Source organism: Klebsiella sp. C349492, assembly GCF_042055345.1.
Classification (GTDB): Bacteria; Pseudomonadota; Gammaproteobacteria; order Enterobacterales; family Enterobacteriaceae; genus Klebsiella; species Klebsiella scottii.
In genome coordinates, this window is record NZ_JANQCE010000004.1 from 366,753 (window position 1) to 392,189 (window position 25,437).

The window sequence follows — 25,437 nt, forward strand, 5'->3', positions numbered from 1 at the left end:
CTCTGCAGGGAAAGAGTCCCTGTTGTCTCTTCCCTACGCTTCATCTCCATGTCACATTTTGTGCGTAATGTATTCACACCGTTGCATGGAACTTGTGGATAAAATCACTGTCTGATACTAATGTGGGTGATATTCTCGTTGCTCATAAACGCTGGCATGTTTGTTGCCCGGTTGTCTAAGCGGGAACTGTCAAGCCAGACGATATCGATTGAGAGGATTTGAATGACCAAAGATATGCAAACTTTAGCCTTAGCCCCCGTTGGTAACCTGGAATCTTACATCCGGGCTGCGAACACATGGCCGATGTTATCGGCCGATGAAGAGCGGGAGCTTGCTGAAAAGCTGCATTACCAGGGCGATCTGGAAGCAGCGAAAAGGCTGATCCTGTCTCACCTGCGCTTTGTTGTTCATATTGCTCGTAACTACTCGGGCTATGGCCTGCCGCAGGCGGACCTGATTCAGGAAGGCAACATTGGCCTGATGAAAGCCGTGCGCCGTTTTAATCCGGAAGTCGGCGTGCGCCTGGTCTCCTTTGCCGTGCACTGGATTAAGGCCGAAATTCACGAATACGTTCTGCGTAACTGGCGTATTGTGAAAGTCGCGACCACCAAAGCCCAGCGTAAGCTGTTCTTTAACCTGCGTAAAACCAAGCAGCGTCTGGGCTGGTTTAACCAGGATGAAGTCGAAATGGTTGCCCGCGAGCTGGGCGTGTCGAGCAAAGACGTGCGTGAGATGGAATCGCGTATGGCGGCGCAGGACATGACCTTCGACATGTCGTCGGACGATGAGTCCGATAGCCAGCCGATGGCTCCGGTGCTCTATCTGCAGGATAAAACGTCTAACTTTGCCGACGGCATTGAAGATGATAACTGGGAAGAGCAGGCGGCAAACAAGCTGACTGACGCGATGCAGGGCCTCGACGAGCGTAGCCAGGATATCATCCGCGCCCGCTGGCTGGACGAAGACAATAAGTCCACGCTGCAGGAGCTGGCGGATCGCTACGGCGTTTCGGCTGAGCGCGTGCGCCAGCTTGAAAAGAACGCCATGAAGAAACTGCGTACCGCTATCGAAGCGTAAATCCGACCGGCATCAAAAAAAGCTCTCGCTGTCTCAGCGGGGGCTTTTTGTTTTTTATCCCTCCATGCGTCAACCATATTAATTTCTTCTTCCGCTGGGCTTGAATGCCGGGCAGGCGCTATTGTTTTTAGACAGGCACGGCTTACTAAATTCATGAAGGGAGAAAGCGGGTGAAAAATAACGATCTTAATCAGCGCCGCCAGCAGGCGACGCCGCGCGGCGTAGGCGTGATGTGCGACTTCTACGCGCAAAAAGCTGAGAACGCGACGCTGTGGGATATCGAAGGCCGGGAGTTTATCGATTTTGCGGCGGGGATTGCTGTGCTGAATACCGGGCATCGGCACCCCAAAGTTGTCGCCGCGGTGGCCTCGCAGCTGGAGGCCTTTACCCATACGGCATATCAGATTGTCCCCTACGCCAGCTACGTCACGCTGGCCGAACGCATTAACGCTTTGGTCCCGATATCCGGCGCCGTGAAAACGGCCTTCTTCTCTACCGGCGCGGAAGCGGTAGAGAATGCGGTCAAAATTGCCCGCGCCTGGACCCGTCGGCCGGGAATCATCACCTTTGGCGGCGCCTTCCACGGCCGAACCTACATGACGATGGCGCTGACCGGCAAGGTCGCGCCCTATAAAATCGGCTTTGGTCCGTTCCCTGGCTCTGTTTTTCATGCTCAGTACCCTAATTCGCTGCACGGCGTCAGCAGCGAAGAGGCGATAAAAAGCCTCGAGCGCCTCTTTAAAGCCGATATCGCGGCGGATCAGGTGGCGGCCATCGTCCTTGAGCCGGTACAGGGCGAGGGCGGGTTCAACGTTGCGCCTGCCGGGTTTATGCAGGCGCTGCGCGCGCTGTGCGATACCCACGGCATCCTGCTGATTGCGGATGAGGTTCAGTCTGGCTTTGGGCGAACCGGCAAGCTGTTTGCGATGGAGCACTATAGCGTGCAGCCAGACCTGATCACGATGGCGAAAAGCCTGGCGGGCGGGATGCCGCTTTCGGCGGTTTCCGGGCGGGCAGAGGTTATGGATGCCCCTGCTCCGGGCGGCCTTGGCGGAACCTACGCCGGGAACCCGCTGGCGATTGCCGCCGCGCATGCGGTGCTGGATGTGATCGCCGAAGAGCAGCTTTGCCAGCGGGCAAATGAGCTTGGCCACCATCTGGTGGAAGTCCTCAATCAGGCCAAAGCATCGTGCCCGCAGATTGCCGAGGTGCGGGCGCAGGGGTCGATGGTTGCGGTCGAGTTTTTTGATCCGCAAACCGGCGAGCCGGCGGGCGAGTTCACCCGGGCCGTCCAGCAGCGCGCGCTGGCCGAAGGGCTGCTGCTGCTGACCTGCGGCGTTTACGGCAACGTCATCCGCTTCCTCTACCCGCTCACTATCCCCGATGCTCAATTCCGCCAGGCGCTGACGATTATTCAGCGCGCGCTGGCCGCATAGCCTCACATCTCGCCACTCTGCGGAGTGGCGTTCTGCTTCAGTCACATAACTGTTACATAACCTAAAAAATTGTTGTTTCAAATTCTGAAAAATGGGATATGTTCTAGCATAGTGTGCTGCATAGGCGCGAGCGGCAGACCTTAATCTAGCTATCATATGCTTTTCTTATGTGATTAATTAGAATAATGCGCTAAAAAACAACATCACAACAAATGCAAAAAACCATAATAGTGGGGAGCTTCAGGATGAATATGAAGGGTAAAGCGTTACTGGCAGGATGTATCGCCTTGATAATGAGCAACGCAGCGCTGGCTGAAGATATTAAAATTGCCGTGGTTGGGGCGATGTCTGGCCCGGTGGCGCAGTATGGCGATCAGGAGTTTACCGGCGCTGAGCAGGCGGTTGCCGATATTAACGCTAAGGGCGGTATCAAAGGCAATAAGCTGCAAATCGTAAAATATGATGATGCCTGTGACCCGAAACAGGCGGTAGCGGTGGCCAACAAGGTCGTTAATGACGGTATTAAGTACGTTATCGGCCACTTATGCTCCTCTTCTACTCAGCCGGCGTCCGATATCTATGAAGACGAAGGCATTCTGATGATCACCCCGGCCGCGACGGCGCCGGAGCTGACCGCGCGCGGATATAAAATGATTCTGCGCACCACTGGCCTCGATTCTGACCAGGGCCCGACGGCGGCTAAATACATCATTGATAAGGTTAAACCGAAGCGTATCGCTATCGTTCACGATAAGCAGCAGTATGGCGAAGGTCTGGCGCGTGCGGTGCAGGATGGCCTGAAAAAAGGCGGCGCTAACGTCGTGTTCTTTGACGGTATCACCGCCGGTGAGAAAGATTTCTCCACTCTGGTGGCGCGTCTGAAGAAAGAAAATATCGACTTCGTCTACTACGGCGGCTATCACCCGGAGATGGGGCAGATTCTGCGTCAATCGCGCGCGGCCGGCCTGAAAACGCAGTTTATGGGGCCGGAAGGCGTAGCGAACGTTTCCCTGTCTAACATTGCCGGTCAGTCCGCTGAAGGCATGCTGGTCACTAAACCGAAGAACTACGACCAGGTCCCGGCGAACAAACCGATCGTCGACGCCATCAAAGCGAAAAAACAGGATCCGAGCGGTGCGTTTGTCTGGACCACCTATGCAGCTATCCAGTCGCTGCAGGCAGGCCTGAACCAGTCTGAAGACCCGGCAGCCATTGCGAAATACCTGAAAGCAAACTCTGTTGATACCGTGATGGGGCCGCTGTCATGGGATGCGAAGGGCGACCTGAAAGGCTTCGAGTTCGGCGTGTTTACGTGGCATGCGGATGGCACCGCGACCGACGCCAAATAATTTAACCTTCGCCTTTCACGCTACAGGTGCGTTGGCTGCGCTCCTCAACCCCGGTCACTTACTCATGTAAGCTCCCGGGGATTTCACAGCTTGCCGCCTGCCTGTAGCGCGAAATTCTCGGTTAAATAAATGGCCTCTTTTAGGCCGGGAAAAGCGGGGTGATTGGTTAAATACAGCGTGATTCTGGCCGGGTAAAGTAGAAATTCTCGGTTAAATAAATTGTCAATTTGTAGGCCGGATAAGAGAGATCCTGGTTAAATGAATGGTCAATTTACGACCTGGAAAAGAGGGGGTTATGGGTGAAATGAAGAGTGATATCGTTGCCTGGATAAAGGTCATGCTGAATAAGCTGAAGTAATCATCGCCCGGATAAGGCGTGATATGCCGCTATCCGGGATTCTCCCGCTTCGTTTTTAACGCTTTTCCCAACCACCGTCCTGGGCGCTGAAGCCCAGCGCTTGCATAAACGCTGACATGACGCGGTAGTCTTCAATTCCGGTATCCGCCATCCGCCAGCGACCGATTTCTGGATTTCTTTGCAGCACTTCTTCCACCAGATACTGCCCGACGCCGCGACGGCGGGTGACTTCGCGCACGTACAGCGCGCTCAGCTCGCCCTCTGCACCGTCTAAGGTCACGCAAACGGCGGCCAGCAGACGTTCGTTAAAGCGGGCGGCGTAAATAGCGTGGCTATCATCCACGGGGAGCCCGGCCAGATCGCGTGATGGCCAGATTTTCCCTAAATCGATGCGATCCTGATCGCTGAAGTGCGTTAAACGAATAATGGTCAGTTTCATGCGCGGCAAGTCCAGTCAAAACGGATGCGCCAGTGTACCCAAAATTACTACCCGGCGGAGCGCTGTTTTTTGCGGATTCATCAGGTGATTCGTTTTCCTGGGGAAGGCAGGGTAGCGCAATGCGTTATGGATCGAAAAATAAGCAGAGTTTTAACCTAAAGTGCAGCGTTTTATTCCGCCGTATGTATCGTTATTTTATGCTAAAAACGGGACTTTTTTTGTTTATCTTCGCGTGAATACAGAATATTATCTTTGCTTAATCGCCTGAAAAATAGAGATTTTAATCTGGTTTCAGGTAAAAAACTGCGCTAAACCATTAAAGATCATGGTAAAAGTAGCGTTGTTTAATAAAAGCACAGAATGCTTTTTAACCATAAAAATACAAAATATTTACACCACATCACGAACGGGGTCCTGGAGCATGAAAAGGAACGCGAAAACAATCATTGCGGGATTAGTCGCACTGACCATGTCGCACGCGGTAATCGCCAAAGAGATAAAAGTCGCCGTCGTTGGTGCGATGTCTGGTCCGGTCGCGCAATGGGGCGACATGGAGTTCAACGGTGCGCGTCAGGCAATTAAAGATATTAACGCGCAGGGTGGGATTAAGGGCGATAAGCTGGTTGGCGTGGAATATGACGACGCCTGCGACCCTAAACAGGCCGTCGCGGTGGCGAACAAAATCGTTAACGAAGGGATTAAATACGTTATCGGCCACCTCTGCTCCTCCTCAACGCAGCCGGCATCCGATATCTACGAAGATGAAGGCATTCTGATGATCTCTCCGGGGGCCACTAACCCCGAGCTGACTCAACGCGGCTATCAGTACATCATGCGTACCGCCGGCCTCGACTCCTCGCAGGGGCCGACCGCCGCAAAATATATTCTGGAAAAGGTTAAACCGCAGCGTATTGCTATCATTCATGACAAGCAGCAGTACGGTGAAGGCCTGGCGCGTTCGGTCCAGGAGAGCCTGAAAAAAGGCAACGCCAACATCGTCTTCTTCGACGGGATCACCGCCGGTGAGAAAGACTTCTCCGCGCTGCTGTCTCGCCTGCAGAAAGAGAATATTGATTTCGTTTACTACGGTGGCTATTACCCGGAAATGGGCCAGATGCTGCGCCAGGCGCGAGCTAACGGCCTGAAAACCGTATTTATGGGTCCTGAGGGCGTGGGCAATGCTTCGCTGTCCAATATCGCAGGCGCCGCGGCAGAAGGCATGCTGGTGACAATGCCGAAACGCTATGACCAGGATCCGGCAAACAGCGCTATCGTAGACGCGCTGAAAGCGGAGAAAAAAGATCCGAGCGGGCCGTACGTCTGGATTACCTACGCTGCCGTGCAGTCCTTAGCGCAGGCGATGGACAGAAGCAGCAGCCAGGAGCCGCTGGACTTAATCAAAGATCTGAAAGCTCACGGCGCGAAAACCGTGATTGGGCCGCTGAATTGGGACGAAAAAGGCGATTTGAAGGGATTTGAGTTTGGTGTCTTCCAGTGGCACGCGGATGGGTCATCCTCGGCCGCAAAATAAGACAACCACTCGCATGGTTTGAGCCGCAGATGCGTAGACGACGTTTATCCGCCCCGGGGCTTCCGGGGAGGGAAACATTTGCCGCCCGTCCGCCGCTCGAGTCGTTGAGAGTGGGATTCAACATCCCGCCTTGTCGGGTTTAGAAAGGTTACCTTATGTCCGAGCAGTTTCTCTACTTTCTGCAGCAGATGTTTAACGGCGTCACGCTGGGCAGTACCTATGCGCTGATCGCCATCGGTTACACGATGGTATACGGCATTATTGGCATGATTAACTTCGCCCACGGCGAGGTGTATATGATAGGTAGCTACGTCTCCTTCATGATCATTGCCGCGCTGATGATGATGGGCATCGACACCAGCTGGCTGCTGGTCGCCGCCGGATTTGTCGGGGCTATCATTATTGCCAGCGCCTATGGCTGGAGTATTGAACGCGTGGCCTATCGGCCGGTGCGCAGCTCCAAGCGACTGATTGCGCTGATTTCCGCCATCGGGATGTCAATCTTCCTGCAAAACTACGTCAGCCTGACGGAAGGGTCGCGCGATGTGGCGCTGCCGAGCCTGTTTAACGGCCAGTGGACGGTGGGCAGCAGCGAAAACTTCTCTGCCACGATCACCACCATGCAGCTGGTGATTTGGATTGTCACCTTTGTGGCGATGCTGGCGCTGACGCTGTTTATTCGCTATTCGCGTATGGGGCGTGCCTGCCGCGCCTGCGCGGAAGACCTGAAAATGGCCAGCCTGCTGGGAATTAACACCGATCGCGTTATTGCCTTGACGTTTGTTATCGGCGCCGCTATGGCCGCGGTCGCCGGGGTGCTCCTCGGTCAGTTCTACGGCGTTATCAACCCCTATATCGGCTTTATGGCCGGGATGAAAGCATTTACCGCCGCGGTACTGGGCGGCATTGGCAGCATTCCTGGCGCGATGATCGGCGGCCTGATTCTGGGCATCGCCGAAGCTCTCTCCTCCGCCTACCTCAGCACCGAATATAAAGACGTGGTCTCCTTTGCGCTGCTGATTCTGGTGCTGTTAGTGATGCCTACCGGCATCCTGGGTCGCCCGGAGGTTGAGAAAGTATGAAACCGATGCATATTGCAATGGCGCTGCTCTCCGCGGTGATGTTCTTTATTCTGGCCGGCGTCTTTATGGGCGTGCAGCTGGAGCTGGACGGCACCAAACTGGTGGTAGATACCGCGGCGGATATCCGCTGGCAGTGGATCTTCATCGGCACGGCGGTGGTCTTCCTCTTCCAACTGATGCGCCCGCTGTTCCAGAAAACCCTGAAAAACGTCTCCGGGCCGAAGTTTATTCTGCCGGCCATCGACGGGTCGACGGTAAAGCAGAAGCTGTTCCTGGTGGCGCTGCTGGTTATCGCCGTCGCGTGGCCGTTTATGGTGTCGCGCGGCACGGTGGATATCGCCACCCTGACCATGATTTACATCATTCTCGGCCTGGGGCTGAACGTGGTGGTGGGGCTGTCCGGCCTGCTGGTACTGGGCTACGGCGGCTTCTACGCTATCGGCGCCTACACCTTCGCGCTGCTGAACCACTATTACGGCCTCGGCTTCTGGACCTGCCTGCCGCTGGCGGGGCTGGTCTCGGCCGCTGCGGGCTTCCTGCTGGGCTTCCCGGTGCTGCGCCTGCGCGGTGACTATCTGGCGATTGTGACCCTCGGCTTCGGCGAAATTGTGCGTATTTTGCTGCTCAATAACACCGAAGTGACCGGCGGCCCGAACGGCATCAGCCAGATCCCTAAGCCGACGCTGTTTGGCCTCGAGTTTAGCCGCAGCGCCCGCGAAGGCGGATGGGATACCTTCAGCAACTTCTTTGGCGTCAAGTACGACCCCAGCGATAGGGTGATTTTCCTCTACCTGGTGGCGCTGCTGCTGGTGGTCTTCTCGCTGTTCGTGATTAACCGCCTGCTGCGCATGCCGCTGGGCCGCGCGTGGGAAGCGCTGCGTGAAGATGAGATTGCCTGTCGTTCTCTGGGCCTCAATCCGACGCGCATCAAGCTCACCGCCTTTACCATCAGCGCCGCGTTTGCCGGCTTTGCCGGGACGCTGTTTGCCGCCCGCCAGGGCTTCGTTAGCCCGGAATCCTTTACCTTCGCCGAGTCGGCCTTCGTGCTGGCCATCGTCGTGCTGGGCGGGATGGGCTCGCAGTTTGCGGTGATTCTGGCCGCTATTTTACTGGTGGTATCGCGCGAGCTGATGCGTGATTTCAACGAATACAGCATGCTGATGCTGGGTGGCCTGATGGTACTGATGATGATCTGGCGTCCGCAGGGTCTGCTGCCGATGACGCGCCCGCAGCTGAAGCTGAAAAAAGGTCAGGCTAAAGGAGAGCAGGCATGAGTCAGCCATTATTATCCGTAAGCGGCCTGATGATGCGCTTTGGCGGCCTGCTGGCGGTCAACAACGTGTCGCTGGAGCTGCGTCCGCAGGAAATTGTTTCGCTGATCGGCCCTAACGGCGCCGGGAAGACCACGGTTTTTAACTGCCTCACCGGTTTCTATAAGCCGACCGGCGGTTCGATTATGCTGCGTGACCAGCACCTGGAAGGGCTGCCGGGTCAGCAGATTGCCCGCATGGGCGTCGTGCGTACCTTCCAGCACGTGCGCCTGTTCCGCGAAATGACGGTGATTGAAAACCTGCTGGTGGCGCAGCATCAGCAGTTGAAAACCGGCGTCTTCTCCGGGCTGCTGAAAACGCCGACCTTCCGCCGCGCGCAGAGCGAAGCGCTGGATCGCGCCGCCGCCTGGCTCGAGCGTATCGGCCTGCTGGAGCAGGCTAACCGCCAGGCCAGCAACCTCGCCTACGGCGACCAGCGGCGTCTGGAGATCGCCCGCTGCATGGTGACGCAGCCGGAAATCCTGATGCTGGACGAACCGGCGGCGGGCCTGAACCCCAAAGAGACCAAGGAGCTCGACGAGCTGATCGCCGAGCTGCGCAGTCATCACAACACCACCATCCTGCTGATTGAACACGATATGAAGCTGGTGATGGGCATTTCCGATCGCATTTACGTGGTAAACCAGGGCACGCCGCTGGCCAACGGAACGCCGGAAGAGATCCGCAACAACCCGGACGTGATCCGCGCATACCTTGGTGAGGCATAAGCATGGAAAAAGTGATGTTATCTTTTGACAACGTAAGCGCCCACTACGGCAAGATTCAGGCGCTGCATAACGTCAGCCTGCATATTAATCAGGGGGAGATAGTGACCCTGATTGGCGCCAACGGCGCGGGTAAAACCACGCTGCTCGGCACCCTGTGCGGCGACCCGCGCGCCAGCAGCGGGAAGGTGGTGTTTGATGGTAAGGATATTACCGACTGGCAGACCGCGAAAATCATGCGCGAAGCGGTGGCGATTGTTCCGGAAGGGCGTCGCGTCTTCTCGCGTATGACGGTCGAAGAGAACCTCGCGATGGGCGGTTTTTTTGCCGACCGTGACCAGTTCCAGACCCGCATTAAGTGGGTATACGAACTGTTCCCGCGTCTGCTTGAGCGCCGCATTCAGCGCGCGGGCACCATGTCCGGCGGCGAACAGCAGATGCTGGCGATTGGCCGTGCGCTGATGAGCCAGCCGCGCCTGCTGCTGCTCGATGAACCTTCTCTGGGCCTGGCGCCGATTATTATCCAGCAGATTTTCAACACCATCGAACAGCTGCGCGAGCAGGGGATGACCATTTTCCTTGTGGAGCAGAACGCCAACCAGGCGCTGAAGCTTGCCGATCGCGGCTACGTGCTGGAAAACGGCCACGTGGTGCTCGAAGATACGGGCGACGCGCTGCTGGCTAACGAGGCGGTGCGTAGCGCCTACCTGGGAGGCTAATCTCCTCGCTCTTATTCCCGGCCGCCCGGCCGGGATATTCCTTAGCCAGAACGGAGCGCTGACGCCGCTGGCCGGGAATTATCCCCTTGACGTGTCGCAGCTCCCACTTTCCTGTCTCCGATCTTTCATCGTCTTGCCATCTCTCTGACGCCTTACTATCTTTTTTTTGTAATAAAAGAGTTATTTTTCTGTAATTCGAGCATGTCATGTTACCCCCGCGAACATCAAACGCGTGAAATCGCGCATCTGGAACAACAAGAGAGATAACCGATGATATCGTTACGACATACGGCTTTAGGACTGGCGCTTAGCCTGGTATTTGCTGGTCAGGCCCTCGCAGTAACTACCATCCCGTTCTGGCACTCAATGGAAGGGGAACTGGGTAAAGAAGTTGATTCTCTGGCGCAACGTTTCAACGCAGCTAATCCGGATTACAAAATTACGCCGGTGTACAAAGGTAACTACGAGCAGAGCCTGAGCGCCGGTATCGCTGCGTTTCGTACCGGTAACGCTCCCGCGCTGCTTCAGGTTTATGAAGTCGGTACCGCGACGATGATGGCATCAAAAGCCATTAAGCCGGTGTATCAGGTCTTCACCGATGCGGGCATTAAGTTTGATGAATCGCAGTTCGTGCCGACCGTTTCCGGCTACTACACTGATTCTAAAACCGGCCACCTCCTCTCCCAGCCTTTTAACAGCTCCACCCCGGTGCTGTACTACAACAAAGACGCCTTCAAAAAAGCCGGCTTAGATCCGGAGCAGCCGCCGAAAACCTGGCAGGATCTGGCCGCCTATACCGAGAAGCTGAAGGCCGCCGGAATGAAATGCGGCTACGCCAGCGGCTGGCAGGGCTGGATTCAGATTGAGAACTTCAGCGCCTGGCACGGTCTGCCGGTGGCGACGAAAAACAACGGCTTCGACGGCACCGATGCGGTTCTGGAGTTCAACAAGCCGGAGCAGGTGAAGCATATCGCCATGCTGGAAGCGATGAACAAGAAGGGCGACTTCAGCTACTTCGGGCGTAAAGATGAGTCCACCGAGAAGTTCTATAACGGCGACTGTGCGATTACCACCGCCTCCTCCGGCTCGCTTGCTGATATCCGCCAGTACGCCAAATTCAACTATGGCGTCGGTATGATGCCGTACGATGCCGACGTTAAGGGCGCGCCGCAGAACGCCATTATCGGCGGGGCGAGCCTGTGGGTCATGCAGGGTAAAGATAAAGAGACCTACACCGGAGTGGCGAAATTCCTCGAGTTCCTCACAAAACCGGAAATCGCTGCGGAATGGCACCAGAAAACCGGCTATCTGCCGATCACCACCGCCGCCTACGATCTGACCCGTCAGCAGGGCTTCTATGACAAGAACCCTGGCGCCGATATCGCCACCCGTCAGATGCTGAACAAGCCGCCGCTGCCGTTCACCAAAGGCCTGCGCCTGGGCAATATGCCGCAGATCCGCACCGTTGTGGACGAGGAGCTGGAAAGCGTTTGGACCGGCAAGAAAACCCCGCAGCAGGCGCTGGATTCAGCGGTTGAGCGCGGTAACCAGCTGCTGCGTCGTTTCGAGCAGTCGACTAAGTCGTAACGTATTGATGCCGATTGATTTATGGCAGTAGGTCGAACGGACGTTCCCCGGTAGCGCCTTGCTTACCGGGGGATATCCGCCTTGGGCGATTGCCGGCAGCAGCGAATCATTTGGCATCAACGAGCAAAAGAGTAACCTCATGTCATCAACCCGTCCGGTATTCCGCTCGCGCTGGCTGCCCTATCTGCTGGTTGCGCCGCAGCTGGTTATCACCATTATTTTCTTTATCTGGCCCGCGGGTGAAGCGCTGTGGTATTCGCTACAAAGCGTCGATCCTTTTGGTCTCTCCAGCCAGTTCGTCGGCATGGATAACTTCGTTACCTTGTTCCACGACCCGTACTATCTGGACTCATTCTGGACCACCATAAAATTCAGCTCGCTGGTGACGTTCAGTGGCCTGATCATTTCGCTGTTCTTTGCCGCGCTGGTCGACTACGTGATACGCGGCAGCCGCCTTTATCAGACGCTGATGCTGCTGCCCTACGCCGTCGCGCCCGCGGTCGCCGCGGTGCTGTGGATTTTCCTCTTTAACCCGGGGCGCGGGCTGATCACCCACTTCCTCGCCGAGATGGGCTACGACTGGAACCATGCGCAAAACAGCGGCCAGGCGATGTTCCTCGTGGTATTTGCTTCGGTATGGAAGCAGATTAGCTACAACTTCCTGTTCTTCTTCGCCGCGCTGCAATCGATCCCGCGTTCGCTGGTGGAAGCCGCGGCAATTGACGGGGCCGGTCCGATCCGCCGCTTCTTCAAGCTGGCGCTGCCGCTGATTGCGCCGGTGAGCTTCTTCCTGCTGGTCGTCAACCTGGTTTACGCCTTCTTCGATACCTTCCCGGTTATCGATGCCGCCACCGCCGGCGGCCCGGTACAGGCGACGACGACGCTGATTTATAAGATCTATCGTGAAGGTTTCGCCGGGCTCGATCTCTCCGCTTCCGCCGCGCAGTCGGTGGTGCTGATGATGCTGGTGATTGTGCTGACGGTGGTTCAGTTCCGCTATGTTGAACGTAAGGTGCGCTACCAATGATTGAGAACCGTCCAGGGCTGACGATTTTCAGCCACACCATGCTGATTGCGGGGATTGCCGTCATTCTGTTTCCGCTGTACGTCGCCTTTGTCGCGGCAACGCTGGACAACAAGGCGGTCTTTGAGACGCCGATGACGCTGATCCCTGGCGGCCACCTGCTGGAAAATATGGCCACCATCTGGAAACAGGGCGTGGGGGCCAACAGCGCGCCGTTCTGGCTGATGATGCTCAACAGCTTCATCATGGCGTTCAGCATTACGGTGGGCAAAATCGTGGTGTCGATGCTGTCGGCATTCGCCATCGTCTGGTTCCGCTTCCCGCTACGTAACCTGTTCTTCTGGATGATCTTTATCACCCTGATGCTGCCGGTTGAGGTGCGAATTTTCCCGACGGTGGAAGTGATTGCCAACCTGAAGATGCTCGATAGCTACGCCGGGCTGACGCTGCCGCTGATGGCCTCGGCAACCGCCACCTTCCTGTTCCGCCAGTTCTTTATGACCCTACCGGATGAGCTGATTGAAGCGGCGCGGATCGACGGCGCTTCGCCGATGCGCTTTTTCCGCGACATCGTGCTGCCGCTGTCGAAAACCAATCTCGCGGCGCTGTTCGTTATCACCTTTATCTACGGCTGGAACCAGTATTTATGGCCGCTGCTGATCGTCCAGGACGTCAATCTTGGCACCGCAGTAGCCGGTATCAAAGGCATGATCGCCACCGGCGAGGGTACCACGCAGTGGAATCAGGTGATGGCGGCAATGTTGCTGACGCTGATTCCCCCGGTTGTTATCGTTTTAGCCATGCAGCGCGCGTTTGTGCGCGGTTTAGTGGACAGTGAGAAGTAGGTTGTATCCCTTGATTGTTCGTGGCGTCGACGCTGAGCCGAAACCGCGTAATCAAGGCGGAGGATGATGGACATAGTGGGCCTATGTCCAAATCCGACAACGCAGAGTACGCGGTTTCGGCACGCGTCCCGAAGGGCTGGGGCCATTTTTGCCCGGTACCGCGTTACTCGCGTCTTATTTGGGCCCACCAAACTGCGACGCTTGCGCCTTGCCCCGAGCAAAAATAGCCGCCAGCGACGTTCATGAACAATCAAGGGATACAACCTTTTATGGCAGGACTTAAACTACAGGCAGTAACCAAAAGCTGGGATGGCAAAACCCAGGTAATTCAGCCGCTGACGCTCGACGTGGCGGACGGGGAGTTTATCGTAATGGTCGGGCCTTCCGGCTGCGGCAAATCGACGCTGCTGCGGATGGTGGCCGGGCTTGAGCGGGTGACCAGCGGCGATATCTGGATTAACCGCCAGCGCGTCACCGAGATGGAGCCGAAGGATCGCGGCATCGCGATGGTGTTCCAGAACTACGCCCTCTACCCGCATATGAGCGTGGAGGAGAATATGGCCTGGGGGCTGAAAATTCGCGGGATGGGCAAAAGCCTGATTGACGAGCGGGTGCAGGAAGCGGCGCGCATTCTGGAGCTCGACGGCCTGCTCAAGCGCCGCCCGCGCGAACTCTCCGGCGGCCAGCGCCAGCGCGTGGCGATGGGCCGCGCCATCGTTCGCGATCCGGCGGTATTCCTGTTTGATGAACCGCTGTCGAACCTTGATGCCAAGCTGCGCGTGCAGATGCGCCTGGAGCTTCAGCAGCTGCACCGTCGGCTGAAAACCACCTCGCTGTACGTCACCCACGATCAGGTCGAGGCGATGACCCTTGCTCAGCGGGTGATGGTGATGAATAAAGGCGTCGCCGAGCAGATTGGCACGCCGGTAGAGGTTTACGAAAAGCCGGCCAGCCGCTTTGTGGCGAGCTTTATCGGCAGCCCGGCGATGAACCTGCTGGACGGCCGCATCAGCGATGACGGCAGCCGTTTTGAACTGGAAGGCGGCCTGCGCCTGCCGATCAATAGCGAGCATCGTCGCCACGCCGGGCGTAAGATGACCCTCGGTATCCGTCCGGAACATTTTGCAGCAGGCCCCGAGACGGAAGGCGGCGTACCGCTGGTGATGGATACGCTGGAAATTTTAGGTGCCGATAACCTCGCCCACGGGCGCTGGGGCGAACAGAAGCTGGTCGTCAGGCTGCCGCATCAACAGCGTCCGGCGGCGGGCAGCACCCTGTGGCTGCATCTGCCGCAGGATCATCTGCACCTCTTTGATGGTGAAACAGGACAACGCGCATGAGTTACTGGCCTTACCCCCATATCGTCGCCCATCGCGGCGGCGGAAAGCTGGCGCCGGAGAATACCCTCGCCGCTATCGATACCGGCGCTCGCTTTGGTCATACCATGATCGAGTTCGACGCCAAGCTGTCGAAAGACGGGCAAATCTTTTTGCTGCATGACGATAACCTTGAGCGCACCAGCAACGGCTGGGGCGTGGCGGGCGAGCTGGCGTGGCATGAGCTGCTGAACGTCGATGCGGGAAGCTGGTACGGCCGCGAATTTAAAGGCGAACCGCTGCCGCTGCTGTCCGCCGTGGCGGAGCGTTGCCGCAAGCTGAACATGATGGCCAATATCGAAATTAAGCCAACCACCGGCACCGGCCCGCTGACCGGCAAGGTGGTGGCCTTAGCGGCCCGCGAGCTATGGCAAGGTATGACCGCGCCGCTGCTTTCATCGTTTGAAATCGACGCCCTGGAAGCGGCGCAGCAGGCCGTGCCGGAGCTGCCGCGCGGGCTGCTGCTGGACGAGTGGCGTGAGGACTGGCGCGAGCTGACCGCCCGGCTGGGCTGCGTGTCGATTCACCTGAACCATAAACTGCTCGATGAAGAGCGGGTGGCGAGCCTGAAGGCCGCCAGCCTGCATATTCTGGTGTATACCGTCAATAAACCCCAGCGTGCCGCCGAGCTGCTGCGCTGGGGCGTAGACAGCATCTGTACCGATGCGATAGACGTCATTGGCCCCAACTTCCAGCCATAATCTGCCGACAGGCGGCCCTTACGGGGTCGTCTGTCGTGGCAGCATGCCGCCGCTATTATTCGGCAGCACCTGCTGCTGTGACGGATTCAAATTCCCGCTTTGCGATACGCGCTGCTGGTTGTTATTCAGCTGCGTCTGAAGATGCTGCTGCTGAGCGCGCGTCTGGCTCTGGATATCCTGCTTCAGCATATTCTGCTGTTGCTGCTGCTGGACCTGCATCTGGTTTTGCATCCGCTGCTGGCTGGGGACGACATACCCCGGCTGGTTGGGATTGTTGGTGGTATTGAGCGGCTGTGCCAGGGCGGTCAACGGCATCAGCGCCGCCAGAAATAGTATTGCTTTCATTGTTCTCTCCTCCCGTGCGTGGGATCGCTTAAGTGTACCTCCTTTCCGGCATAACAATGATTTTTTAGGACTTATCAACCAGGCTTATGCAGGGATAAAAACACATTCAGGAGTATGGCAATGAGAACAACAGTATTCTGGCGTCAGGCGGTCATCGCACTGCTGCTGGCGGGCGGGAGTTTTACCGTCGCCGCAAGTCCCGCACCGCCTCCCGTATCCTACGGCGTTGAAGAGGATGTCTTTCACCCGGTTCGCGCCCAGCAGGGAATGGTGGCTTCGGTTGACGCGCTGGCCACCCGCGTAGGCGTGGATATTTTGCGCCAGGGAGGGAATGCCGTCGATGCGGCGGTTGCCGTGGGCTATGCGCTGGCGGTCACGCACCCTCAGGCGGGCAATATTGGCGGCGGCGGTTTTATGATGCTGCGCACCAAAGACGGTAAAACGACGGCCATTGATTTCCGCGAAATGGCGCCGGAGCAGGCGACCCGCGATATGTTCCTCGACGATCAGGGCAACCCGGATAGTAAAAAGTCGCTGACCTCGCATCTCGCGTCCGGCACGCCGGGCAGCGTTGCCGGCTTCTCGTTGGCGCTGGAAAAATACGGCACGATGCCGCTGAACAAGGTGATTCGTCCGGCCATTAAGCTGGCTGAAGAGGGCTTCACGGTAAACGATGCGCTGGCGGACGACCTGAAAACCTACGGCAGCGAGGTGATCCCGAACCACGCCAACAGTCGGGCTATCTTCTGGAAAAACGGTGAGCCGCTGAAAAAGGGCGACAAGCTGGTACAAAAGCAGCTGGGGAAAAGCCTGGAGCTGATCGCCGAGCACGGCCCGGACGCGTTTTATAAAGGGGCGATTGCCGATCAGATCGCCGATGAGATGCAAAAAAACGGCGGGCTGATAACCAAAACCGATCTGGCGGGCTACCGGGCGGTAGAACGCACGCCGATAAGCGGCGATTATCGCGGCTACCAGGTATTCTCGATGCCGCCGCCTTCCTCCGGGGGGATCCACATCGTGCAGATCCTCAACATCCTCGAAAACTTCGATATGCATAAGTTCGGCTTCGGCAGCGCGGACGCCATGCAGGTGATGGCGGAAGCGGAGAAGCACGCCTATGCCGATCGCTCGGAGTATCTTGGCGACCCGGATTTTGTCAAGGTTCCGTGGCAGGCTCTCACCAGCAAGGCCTACGCCAAATCGATAGCTGAACAGATCGATATTAACAAAGCGAAACCCTCCAGCCAGATCCGCCCGGGCAAGCTGGCGCCTTACGAGAGCAATCAGACCACCCACTTTTCGGTGGTGGATAAAGACGGCAATGCGGTGGCGGTGACCTACACGCTAAATACCACTTTTGGCACCGGTATTGTGGCGGGGAACTCCGGTATCTTAATGAATAATCAGATGGATGATTTCTCGGCGAAGCCCGGCGTGCCCAACGTTTACGGGCTGGTGGGCGGTGACGCCAACGCCGTCGGGCCGCAAAAACGCCCGCTGTCGTCAATGTCGCCGACGATTGTGGTGAAGGATGGTAAAACCTGGCTGGTCACCGGCAGCCCTGGCGGCAGCCGTATTATCACGACCGTGCTGCAAATGGTGGTGAACTCCATCGATTTTGGGATGAACGTAGCGGAAGCCACCAACGCGCCGCGCTTCCATCATCAGTGGCTGCCCGATGAGCTGCGGGTAGAGAAGGGCTTCAGTCCGGATACGCTGAAGCTACTGACGGAAAGAGGGCAGAAGGTAGCGGTGAAAGAGGCGATGGGCAGCACGCAAAGTATTATGGTCGGCCCGGACGGCACGCTGTATGGCGCATCTGACCCGCGTTCGCCGGGGGATTTAACCGCCGGATACTAAGCTATCTTTAACCCTCTCCCCGAACGGGAGAGGGTTGGGAAGGGCTACTCTTTCAGGCGCGCCATAAAGAGGGCATCGACGTATTCGCCGTTGCGCAGCGCAAATTTACGCCCGGTACCTTCAACGCTAAATCCGTATTTGCGATAGACGGCAATGGCGGGGTCGTTATCAGAAAATACCGTTAATTCAATGCGTTCGACGCGTAGCCAGTTATCGCACAGATTTACCATCTCGCGCATCAGGGCGCTGCCGACGCCGCGTCCGTGAAAGTTTGCCGCCACGCTCATGCCGAAGGTTGCGACATGGCTACGGCGCGGACGGGTTTCAACGCTGAGCATCAGGTGTCCGACGACCTGCTCGTCGATGCTGGCGACCAGATGGTGGCCGTTGGGCCGGGGCTGTAGTCGTTCCTGCCACGTTTCCATCGCCGGATGAGGAAGCTGTAGCGTGTCGTGATAGACCTCCGGGTGTGCAGTCAGCTGACGTAACGGCTCTGCATCGCGCGGTTCGGCGTGGCGTATCACTATCTCACTCATTCCTCTTCTCCTTAGCGCCTGCATATCAGGCTTTATCTGCTCGTTTAGTCCCTTTCAACATCCCTGACTTTAAAAAACGCGTCAACGGCTAATTTTTGCAAAAAGAAGTAGACAAGTGCGAATGAGAATGATTATTATTGTCCTGCATTCAGGGAGACCCTTGCGGAAAGCCTGAAAGCACGACATTGCTCACATTGCTTCCAGTATTACTTTAGCCAGCCAGGTGCTGGCTTTTTTTTTGCCTTTTTTTGCCGGTCGTTTCCACCATCTTGAGTGGGTTAAGAGTTAAGTTCGTGACCGGGGTGCGCTATGGTTAGGAGCAGAAACCTCAACTAAGGACTGCGTTATGACTCTGCACTGCGCGTTTATTGGATTCGGCAAAAGCACCACCCGCTACCATCTTCCTTACGTCCTGCACCGCAAAGACCGCTGGCATGTTGCGCATATCTATCGCCGTAGCGCGAAGCCGGAAGAGCAGGCGCCGCAGTACTCGCATATCCACTTCACCAGCGATCTCGATGAGGTACTCAATGACCCTCAGGTCAAGCTGGTGATTGTCTGCACCCATGCCGACAGCCACTTTGACTACGCGAAACGCGCGCTGGAAGCAGGGAAGAACGTACTGGTGGAAAAACCCTTCACCCCGACGCTGGCCGAAGCGAAAGAGCTGTTTGCGCTGGCAAAAAGCAAGGGGCTGACGGTAACGCCGTACCAGAACCGCCGCTTTGACTCCTGCTTCCTGACCACTAAGAAGGTGATTGAAAGCGGTAAGCTGGGTGAGATCGTTGAAATTGAAAGTCATTTCGACCTCTATCGCCCGGTGGCGGAAACGCAGCCTGGATTAGCGCAGGATGGCGCTTTTTATGGCCTTGGCGTGCATACGATGGATCAGATCATTTCCCTGCTCGGCCGCCCGGATCGCGTGGCGTACGATATCCGCAGCCTGCGTAATAAGGCCAACCCGGATGATACCTTTGAAGCTCAGCTGTTCTACGGCGACCTGAAGGCGATTGTCAAAACCAGCCACCTGGTGAAGCTGGCGTATCCGAAATTTATCGTTCACGGCCATAAAGGGTCGTTTATCAAATATGGCATCGACCAGCAGGAAACCAGCCTGAAGGCGAATATCATGCCGGGTGAGCCGGGCTTTGCGGCAGATGAGAGCATTGGCCTGCTGGAGTACGTTGATGATAACGGCGCGAGCGTGCGTGAAGAGCTGCGGGTGGAGCCCGGCGACTACGGGCGGGTATATGATTCGCTATACGAGACCGTGGTGAACGGGGCGGAGAATTACGTCAAGGAAACTGAAGTTCTCACCAATATGGAGATCCTTGAACGCGGCTTCAGACAGCCATCGCCGGCCACGATAACCCTAGATAAATAAGCTTTCTTAGCTCCTCTGCTCTTATTCATATTTTTTGAACAGAGGAGTCAATTTTCACCCTCTATGATCGTTACCGGAATGGGTCCACACTTATTCCATCGAAAACATACGGGGGTGCAACATGATCTACTTACGCAAAGCTAACGAACGCGGTCACGCTAATCATGGCTGGCTCGATTCCTGGCATACTTTCTCTTTCGCCAACTATTACGACGCCAATTTTATGGGCTTTTCCGCTCTGCGCGTCATTAACGATGACGTGATTGACGCCGGCCAGGGCTTCGGGACACACCCGCATAAAGATATGGAAATTCTGACCTACGTGCTGGAAGGGGTGGTTGAACACCAGGACAGCATGGGTAACAAAGAGCAGGTTCCGGCAGGTGAATTCCAGATTATGAGCGCCGGTACCGGGGTTCGTCACTCGGAATACAACCCGAGCAGCACCGAGCGTCTGCACCTGTATCAAATCTGGATTATGCCGGAAGAAAACGGCATTGCTCCGCGCTATGAGCAGCGCCGGTTTGATGCTCTGCAGGGCAAACAGCTGGTGCTGTCGCCGGACGCGCGCGAAGGCTCGCTGAAAGTGCATCAGGATATGGAGCTTTACCGCTGGGCGCTGCTGAAAGACGAGCAGTCGGTCCATCAGATTGCCGCGGAGCGTCGCGTGTGGATTCAGGTGGTGAAAGGTGAAGTGACCATCAACGGTACCAAAGCGACGACCAGCGATGGCCTGGCGATTTGGGATGAGCAGGCGATCTCGGTTCACGCCGATAGCGACAGCGAAATCCTGCTGTTCGATCTGCCGCCGGTCTAATACTCAGGCCTGCTTTCTGTCGGTCACCCGGTCGCTTACGCGACCGGGGATTTTTGGCGCAGCGGCTTCGGTGCCGCTCGCGCGATTTCGGCCATTAACGCTAAATAAAGTCGTTAGCGCGCTTTTCTCCGGGAAGGTTGCGCTTTGTCCGTGATAAACTGAGAAAATCTCTCCCATTTATCACAGTCAGGACGATGAAAAAGAAAAGACCCGTACTTCAGGATGTAGCCGATCTTGTCGGCGTGACCAAAATGACGGTCAGTCGCTTTTTACGTAACCCGGAACAGGTTTCCGAGGCTCTGCGTGGCAAGATTGCCGTTGCTCTCGATGAACTGGGTTATATCCCCAATCGTGCCCCTGATATTCTCTCCAACGCGACCAGCCGCGCCATCGGCGTGCTCCTGCCCTCGTTAACCAATCAGGTCTTTTCTGAAGTGCTGCGCGGTATTGAAAGCGTCACCGATGCTTTTGGCTATCAGACCATGCTGGCGCACTACGGCTATAAGCCTGAAATGGAAGAGAAACGCCTCGAATCGATGCTCTCATGGAACATCGATGGCCTGATCCTCACCGAACGTACCCACACGCCGCGGACGCTGAAAATGATCGAAGTCGCCGGCATCCCGGTCGTCGAGCTGATGGACAGCCGCTCGCCGTGCCTCGATATCGCCGTCGGTTTTGATAACTTCGACGCCGCGCGCCAGATGACCGCCGCCATTATTGCCCGCGGCCATCGCCACGTGGCCTATCTTGGCGCGCGTCTTGATGAACGTACTATTATCAAGCAGAAGGGCTATGAGCAGGCGATGCACGACGCGGGCATGACGCCGTACAGCGTGATGGTCGAACAATCTTCTTCCTACTCGTCGGGGATTGAGCTGATGCGCCAGGCGCGTCGCGAATATCCGCAGCTTGACGGGATCTTCTGCACCAACGATGACCTTGCGGTCGGCGCGGCCTTTGAGTGCCAGCGTCTGGGATTAAGAATTCCGCATGATATGGCGATTGCCGGCTTCCACGGCCACGATATTGGCCAGGTTATGGAGCCGCGCCTTGCCAGCGTGCTCACGCCGCGTGAGCGGATGGGGCGCATTGGCGCCGAACGCCTGCTGGCACGTATTCGTGGTGAGATCGTTACCCCTAAGATGTTAGATTTAGGTTTCACATTGTCACCGGGTGGATCTATTTAAACTGACAAGTTTGAAGTAGATCACACATATTCACTTCTGGCACGAATGGTGATTGCTTCTCCATAAGTCCGGTATGACAATGTTACCGATAACAGTTACCCGTAACAATCAACCTGTGCGCGCGCCCGTTCACCTCCGAATCCAAACGGCCTGAAGGACGACGCGTATGTGTCCAGTGGGAGGAAGCTTTGAGCACGACTAACCATGATCACCACGTCTATGTCCTGATGGGCGTTTCCGGTAGTGGAAAATCCGCTGTCGCCAGCGAAGTGGCGTATCAGCTGCATGCCGCGTTTCTCGATGGTGACTTTCTGCATCCGCGTAGCAATATCAACAAGATGGCCTCCGGCGAGCCGCTGAATGACGATGACCGAACGCCGTGGCTTCAGGCGCTGAACGATGCCGCCTTCGCCATGCAGCGGACGAACAAAGTGTCGCTTATCGTTTGCTCGGCGCTGAAAAAAAGCTATCGCGACATTCTGCGCAAAGGCAACCCGAACCTCTCCTTTGTCTACCTGAAAGGTGATTTCGACCTGATCGAAAGCCGCCTGAAGGCGCGCAAAGGTCACTTCTTCAAAACCCAGATGCTGGTGACGCAGTTTGAAACCCTGCAAGAGCCCGGCGCAGACGAAGGCGATGTGTTAATCGTCGATATTGATCAATCGCTGGAAGGCGTGGTCGCGAGCACCATTGAGGTGATCAACAAAGGCAGTAACTAGTGAGTACATTAACGCTTGTTTTAACAGCAGTCGGCTCCGTTTTGCTGCTGCTGTTTTTAGTCATGAAGGCGCGTATGCATGCCTTCGTGGCTTTGATGGTGGTTTCTATTGGTGCAGGTCTCTTTTCCGGGATGCCGCTGGATAAAATTGCGGCGACGATGGAAAAAGGGATGGGTGGGACGCTCGGCTTTCTGGCGATCGTCGTGGCGCTGGGGGCGATGTTCGGTAAGATCCTTCATGAAACCGGCGCCGTCGACCAGATAGCCGTTAAGATGCTGAAATCTTTCGGCCACAGCCGGGCGCATTACGCCATTGGCCTGGCCGGCCTTATCTGCGCGCTGCCGCTGTTTTTCGAAGTGGCTATCGTACTGCTGATTAGCGTCGCCTTCTCGATGGCGCGCCATACCGGCACCAACCTGGTTAAGCTGGTCATTCCGCTGTTTGCCGGCGTAGCCGCCGCTGCGGCATTTCTGCTGCCGGGGCCCGCGCCCATGCTGCTGGCATCGCAAATGCACGCCGATTTTGGCTGGATGATCCTGATTGGCCTGTGCGCCGCGATCCCGGGGATGATTATCGCCGGGCCGCTGTGGGGCAACTTTATCAGCCGCTATGTCGAACTGCATATTCCGGACGATATCAGCGAGCCGAGCCTGGGCGAAGGCAAGATGCCGTCGTTTGCTTTTAGCCTGTCGCTGATCCTTCTGCCGCTGGTGCTGGTGGGGCTGAAAACGATCGCCGCGCGCTTTGTCCCGGTTGGCTCCAGCGCTTATGAATGGTTCGAATTTATCGGCCATCCGTTCACCGCGATTCTGGTGGCGTGTCTGGTGGCGATTTATGGCCTGGCGTACCGCCAGGGGATGGCGAAAGACCGCGTCATGGAGATCTGCGGTCACGCACTGCAGCCTGCGGGGATTATTCTGCTGGTCATCGGTGCGGGCGGCGTCTTTAAACAGGTGCTGGTTGATTCCGGCGTCGGCCCGGCGCTCGGCGAAGCGCTGACCGGGATGGGCCTGCCGATTGCGATTACCTGCTTCGTGCTGGCGGCTGCGGTGCGTATTATCCAGGGCTCTGCAACCGTCGCCTGCTTAACGGCGGTTGGTCTGGTGATGCCGGTTATCGAGCAGCTGAACTACAGCGGTGCGCAAATGGCGGCCCTGTCGATTTGTATCGCCGGCGGTTCAATCGTCGTGAGCCACGTCAACGACGCGGGCTTCTGGCTGTTCGGTAAGTTTACCGGCGCAACGGAAGCCCAGACGCTGAAGACCTGGACCATGATGGAAACCATTCTCGGCACCACCGGCGCCATCGTCGGTATGATTGCGTTTTCGCTGCTCAGCTAAACGTTAAATAAGAGAGCCCGGCGCAGCGCTGCCGGGCTCTTTTCGCCTGACAGCAGACGCCGTTTTTATCCTCGCTTCCTGCCCCGTCAATAGCCCATTTCGAGGCATAATGAGAGCTACGACAAAAGCCTGACACCTCACCATCCCAGGCTCCGCAAGAGTTCGTCGGATTTCGCCGCGCTGCGGTTAACGGCCCGTTTTCCGCGTTAATTCATAATCCAGATCAATAAAAGCGCGGCGGAAATTATTCCCTTTCCGCCGCGCTTTCCCCGATAATCTTTAAGGTTTTTCTGAATGCCAATGGCTACAGATGCCGCATGAGATAAGTTGCTTTACTGATTGTCGGTCAATCATTGATTAATTTCACTTGCGACTTTAGCAGCATTTTGTAATGTGAGGGATGATCCAGTAGGAAACTGGCTTGGCACAAACAGCACACATCTCCCAGGAAATACGTTATGAAAAATGTTGGTTTTATCGGCTGGCGCGGAATGGTCGGCTCTGTACTCATGCAACGCATGGTTGAAGAGCGCGATTTCGACGCCATTCGCCCTGTTTTTTTCTCCACCTCCCAGCTGGGGCAACCTGCTCCATCATTCGGTGGCAGCACCGGCGGTACGCTTCAGGATGCATTTGACCTGGAAGCACTGAAGGCGCTGGATATTATCGTGACATGCCAGGGCGGCGATTATACCAATGACGTATATCCGAAGCTGCGTGAAAGCGGCTGGCAGGGTTACTGGATTGATGCGGCCTCTTCGCTGCGCATGAAGGATGACGCGATCATTATTCTTGACCCGGTTAACCAGGACGTGATTACCGCCGGCCTGAATAATGGCGTGAAGACTTTCGTCGGCGGCAACTGTACCGTCAGCCTGATGCTGATGTCCCTCGGCGGCCTGTTTGCTCAGGATTTAGTCGAGTGGGTCAGCGTGGCGACCTACCAGGCGGCCTCCGGCGGCGGCGCGCGCCATATGCGTGAACTGCTGACCCAGATGGGCCAGCTGCACGGTCACGTCGCGACGGAGCTGGCAAATCCGGCCTCCGCGATTCTGGATATTGAGCGCAAAGTCACCTCGTTAACCCGCAGCGGCGATCTGGCGGTGGACAACTTTGGCGTACCGCTGGCCGGTAGCCTGATCCCGTGGATCGACAAACAGCTCGATAACGGCCAGAGCCGTGAAGAGTGGAAGGGCCAGGCGGAGACGAACAAGATCCTCGCCACCTCCGCGGCTATTCCGGTTGACGGCCTTTGCGTGCGCGTTGGCGCGCTGCGCTGCCACAGCCAGGCGTTCACCATCAAGCTGAAAAAAGACGTTTCCATCCCGACCGTTGAGGAGCTGCTGGCGGCGCATAACCCGTGGGCGAAAGTGGTACCTAACGATCGTGACATCACCATGCGCGAGCTGACTCCGGCTGCCGTGACCGGCACCCTAACGACTCCGGTTGGTCGCCTGCGCAAGCTGAATATGGGGCCGGAGTATCTCTCGGCCTTTACCGTCGGCGACCAGCTGTTGTGGGGCGCCGCCGAGCCGCTACGACGCATGCTGCGACAGCTAGCGTAAACACAGGATGAACAATAAAGGGGGTGTCTGACACCCCCTTTTTTTGCGTAATACAAGGAGTAAACGCGGATGTTTGATTTTTCTCAACGGGGGTAAGAAAGCCTTGGCTATGCTTTAGT

23 protein-coding genes are annotated in these 25,437 nt (G+C 56.7%); 20 read left to right on the forward strand and 3 right to left on the reverse strand.

Annotated features, from left to right (window positions below):
* Window positions 1-222: 222 nt before the first annotated feature.
* The 3 genes from rpoH to livJ all read left to right on the forward strand — a co-directional run bounded on the left by rpoH (window position 223) and on the right by livJ (window position 3,862).
* Window positions 223-1,077, forward strand: a complete 855-nt coding sequence (rpoH, locus tag NWP14_RS17050) for an RNA polymerase sigma factor RpoH (RefSeq protein ID WP_041143056.1) — start codon at window positions 223-225, stop codon at window positions 1,075-1,077.
* Between the two features lie 170 nt (window positions 1,078-1,247).
* The gene (locus tag NWP14_RS17055; protein ID WP_095102935.1) at window positions 1,248-2,513 is read left to right on the forward strand and encodes a 4-aminobutyrate--2-oxoglutarate transaminase; all 1,266 of its coding nucleotides are present in this window, start codon (window positions 1,248-1,250) and stop codon (window positions 2,511-2,513) included.
* Between the two features lie 245 nt (window positions 2,514-2,758).
* Complete coding sequence (livJ, locus tag NWP14_RS17060) at window positions 2,759-3,862, forward strand: branched chain amino acid ABC transporter substrate-binding protein LivJ (protein WP_123552469.1); 1,104 nt, start codon at window positions 2,759-2,761, stop codon at window positions 3,860-3,862.
* Between the two features lie 413 nt (window positions 3,863-4,275).
* On the opposite strand, the gene panM is transcribed toward livJ, so the two are convergent.
* On the reverse strand, window positions 4,276-4,659 hold the full coding sequence (panM, locus tag NWP14_RS17065) for an aspartate 1-decarboxylase autocleavage activator PanM (protein WP_375215713.1): 384 nt from the start codon (window positions 4,657-4,659) through the stop codon (window positions 4,276-4,278).
* Between the two features lie 421 nt (window positions 4,660-5,080).
* Here panM and livK point away from each other — a divergent pair, with 421 nt between their 5' ends.
* From livK to ugpQ, 10 genes are all read left to right on the forward strand, one after another.
* Window positions 5,081-6,190, forward strand: a complete 1,110-nt coding sequence (gene livK / locus NWP14_RS17070) for a high-affinity branched-chain amino acid ABC transporter substrate-binding protein LivK (RefSeq protein WP_133600068.1) — start codon at window positions 5,081-5,083, stop codon at window positions 6,188-6,190.
* Window positions 6,191-6,345: 155 nt separating this feature from the next.
* Entirely contained in the window at window positions 6,346-7,272 is a 927-nt protein-coding gene (gene livH, locus NWP14_RS17075; protein ID WP_041143050.1) for a high-affinity branched-chain amino acid ABC transporter permease LivH, read from the forward strand.
* Window positions 7,269-8,546 carry a branched chain amino acid ABC transporter permease LivM gene (gene livM / locus NWP14_RS17080; RefSeq protein ID WP_041143049.1) on the forward strand — a complete coding sequence of 426 codons (1,278 nt, stop codon included), beginning with the start codon at window positions 7,269-7,271 and terminating at the stop codon, window positions 8,544-8,546. Before livH ends, livM begins: the two co-directional genes overlap by 4 nt.
* Complete coding sequence (gene livG / locus NWP14_RS17085; protein WP_041143048.1) at window positions 8,543-9,310, forward strand: high-affinity branched-chain amino acid ABC transporter ATP-binding protein LivG; 768 nt, start codon at window positions 8,543-8,545, stop codon at window positions 9,308-9,310. Before livM ends, livG begins: the two co-directional genes overlap by 4 nt.
* A gap of 2 nt (window positions 9,311-9,312) precedes the next feature.
* The gene (gene livF / locus NWP14_RS17090) at window positions 9,313-10,026 is read left to right on the forward strand and encodes a high-affinity branched-chain amino acid ABC transporter ATP-binding protein LivF (protein WP_004868545.1); all 714 of its coding nucleotides are present in this window, start codon (window positions 9,313-9,315) and stop codon (window positions 10,024-10,026) included.
* 270 nt (window positions 10,027-10,296) lie between these two features.
* Complete coding sequence (gene ugpB, locus NWP14_RS17095) at window positions 10,297-11,613, forward strand: sn-glycerol-3-phosphate ABC transporter substrate-binding protein UgpB (protein WP_375215714.1); 1,317 nt, start codon at window positions 10,297-10,299, stop codon at window positions 11,611-11,613.
* A gap of 139 nt (window positions 11,614-11,752) precedes the next feature.
* Window positions 11,753-12,640: a sn-glycerol-3-phosphate ABC transporter permease UgpA gene (gene ugpA / locus NWP14_RS17100; protein ID WP_331835141.1), complete on the forward strand. Its 888-nt coding sequence runs from the start codon at window positions 11,753-11,755 to the stop codon at window positions 12,638-12,640.
* Window positions 12,637-13,482: a sn-glycerol-3-phosphate ABC transporter permease UgpE gene (ugpE, locus tag NWP14_RS17105; RefSeq protein ID WP_375215715.1), complete on the forward strand. Its 846-nt coding sequence runs from the start codon at window positions 12,637-12,639 to the stop codon at window positions 13,480-13,482. The genes ugpA and ugpE overlap by 4 nt, the downstream gene beginning before the upstream one ends.
* A gap of 269 nt (window positions 13,483-13,751) precedes the next feature.
* Window positions 13,752-14,822: a sn-glycerol-3-phosphate import ATP-binding protein UgpC gene (locus NWP14_RS17110; RefSeq protein ID WP_331850229.1), complete on the forward strand. Its 1,071-nt coding sequence runs from the start codon at window positions 13,752-13,754 to the stop codon at window positions 14,820-14,822.
* Entirely contained in the window at window positions 14,819-15,559 is a 741-nt protein-coding gene (ugpQ, locus tag NWP14_RS17115) for a glycerophosphodiester phosphodiesterase (RefSeq protein WP_375215716.1), read from the forward strand. Before NWP14_RS17110 ends, ugpQ begins: the two co-directional genes overlap by 4 nt.
* 18 nt (window positions 15,560-15,577) lie before the next feature.
* Here ugpQ and NWP14_RS17120 read toward each other — a convergent pair whose 3' ends face one another.
* A complete protein-coding gene (locus NWP14_RS17120; protein ID WP_095102957.1) occupies window positions 15,578-15,904 on the reverse strand; it encodes a DUF2756 family protein in 327 nt (108 codons plus the stop codon).
* Window positions 15,905-16,024: 120 nt separating this feature from the next.
* Between NWP14_RS17120 and ggt the strand changes: the two genes are divergently transcribed.
* The gene (gene ggt, locus NWP14_RS17125) at window positions 16,025-17,767 is read left to right on the forward strand and encodes a gamma-glutamyltransferase (RefSeq protein ID WP_375215717.1); all 1,743 of its coding nucleotides are present in this window, start codon (window positions 16,025-16,027) and stop codon (window positions 17,765-17,767) included.
* Window positions 17,768-17,811: 44 nt separating this feature from the next.
* Here the strand turns inward: ggt and yhhY are convergent, their stop codons facing one another.
* Window positions 17,812-18,291 (reverse strand): N-acetyltransferase, encoded by a 480-nt coding sequence (yhhY, locus tag NWP14_RS17130; protein WP_375215750.1) that lies wholly within the window; start codon window positions 18,289-18,291, stop codon window positions 17,812-17,814.
* 358 nt (window positions 18,292-18,649) lie between these two features.
* On the opposite strand from yhhY, the gene NWP14_RS17135 reads away from it, so the two are divergent.
* The 6 genes from NWP14_RS17135 (at window position 18,650) to asd (ending at window position 25,318) form a co-directional block, all read left to right on the forward strand.
* The gene (locus tag NWP14_RS17135; protein ID WP_375215718.1) at window positions 18,650-19,687 is read left to right on the forward strand and encodes an oxidoreductase; all 1,038 of its coding nucleotides are present in this window, start codon (window positions 18,650-18,652) and stop codon (window positions 19,685-19,687) included.
* 121 nt (window positions 19,688-19,808) lie between these two features.
* A complete protein-coding gene (gene yhhW / locus NWP14_RS17140; protein ID WP_041143039.1) occupies window positions 19,809-20,504 on the forward strand; it encodes a quercetin 2,3-dioxygenase in 696 nt (231 codons plus the stop codon).
* A gap of 194 nt (window positions 20,505-20,698) precedes the next feature.
* Window positions 20,699-21,694 carry a gluconate operon transcriptional repressor GntR gene (gene gntR / locus NWP14_RS17145; protein WP_331835147.1) on the forward strand — a complete coding sequence of 332 codons (996 nt, stop codon included), beginning with the start codon at window positions 20,699-20,701 and terminating at the stop codon, window positions 21,692-21,694.
* A gap of 188 nt (window positions 21,695-21,882) precedes the next feature.
* Window positions 21,883-22,413 (forward strand): gluconokinase, encoded by a 531-nt coding sequence (gntK, locus tag NWP14_RS17150; RefSeq protein WP_375215719.1) that lies wholly within the window; start codon window positions 21,883-21,885, stop codon window positions 22,411-22,413.
* Window positions 22,413-23,753: a gluconate transporter gene (gene gntU / locus NWP14_RS17155; RefSeq protein ID WP_095102968.1), complete on the forward strand. Its 1,341-nt coding sequence runs from the start codon at window positions 22,413-22,415 to the stop codon at window positions 23,751-23,753. The genes gntK and gntU overlap by 1 nt, the downstream gene beginning before the upstream one ends.
* A gap of 458 nt (window positions 23,754-24,211) precedes the next feature.
* Window positions 24,212-25,318: an aspartate-semialdehyde dehydrogenase gene (asd, locus tag NWP14_RS17160; protein ID WP_095102970.1), complete on the forward strand. Its 1,107-nt coding sequence runs from the start codon at window positions 24,212-24,214 to the stop codon at window positions 25,316-25,318.
* The last annotated feature ends 119 nt before the right edge of the window (window positions 25,319-25,437 follow it).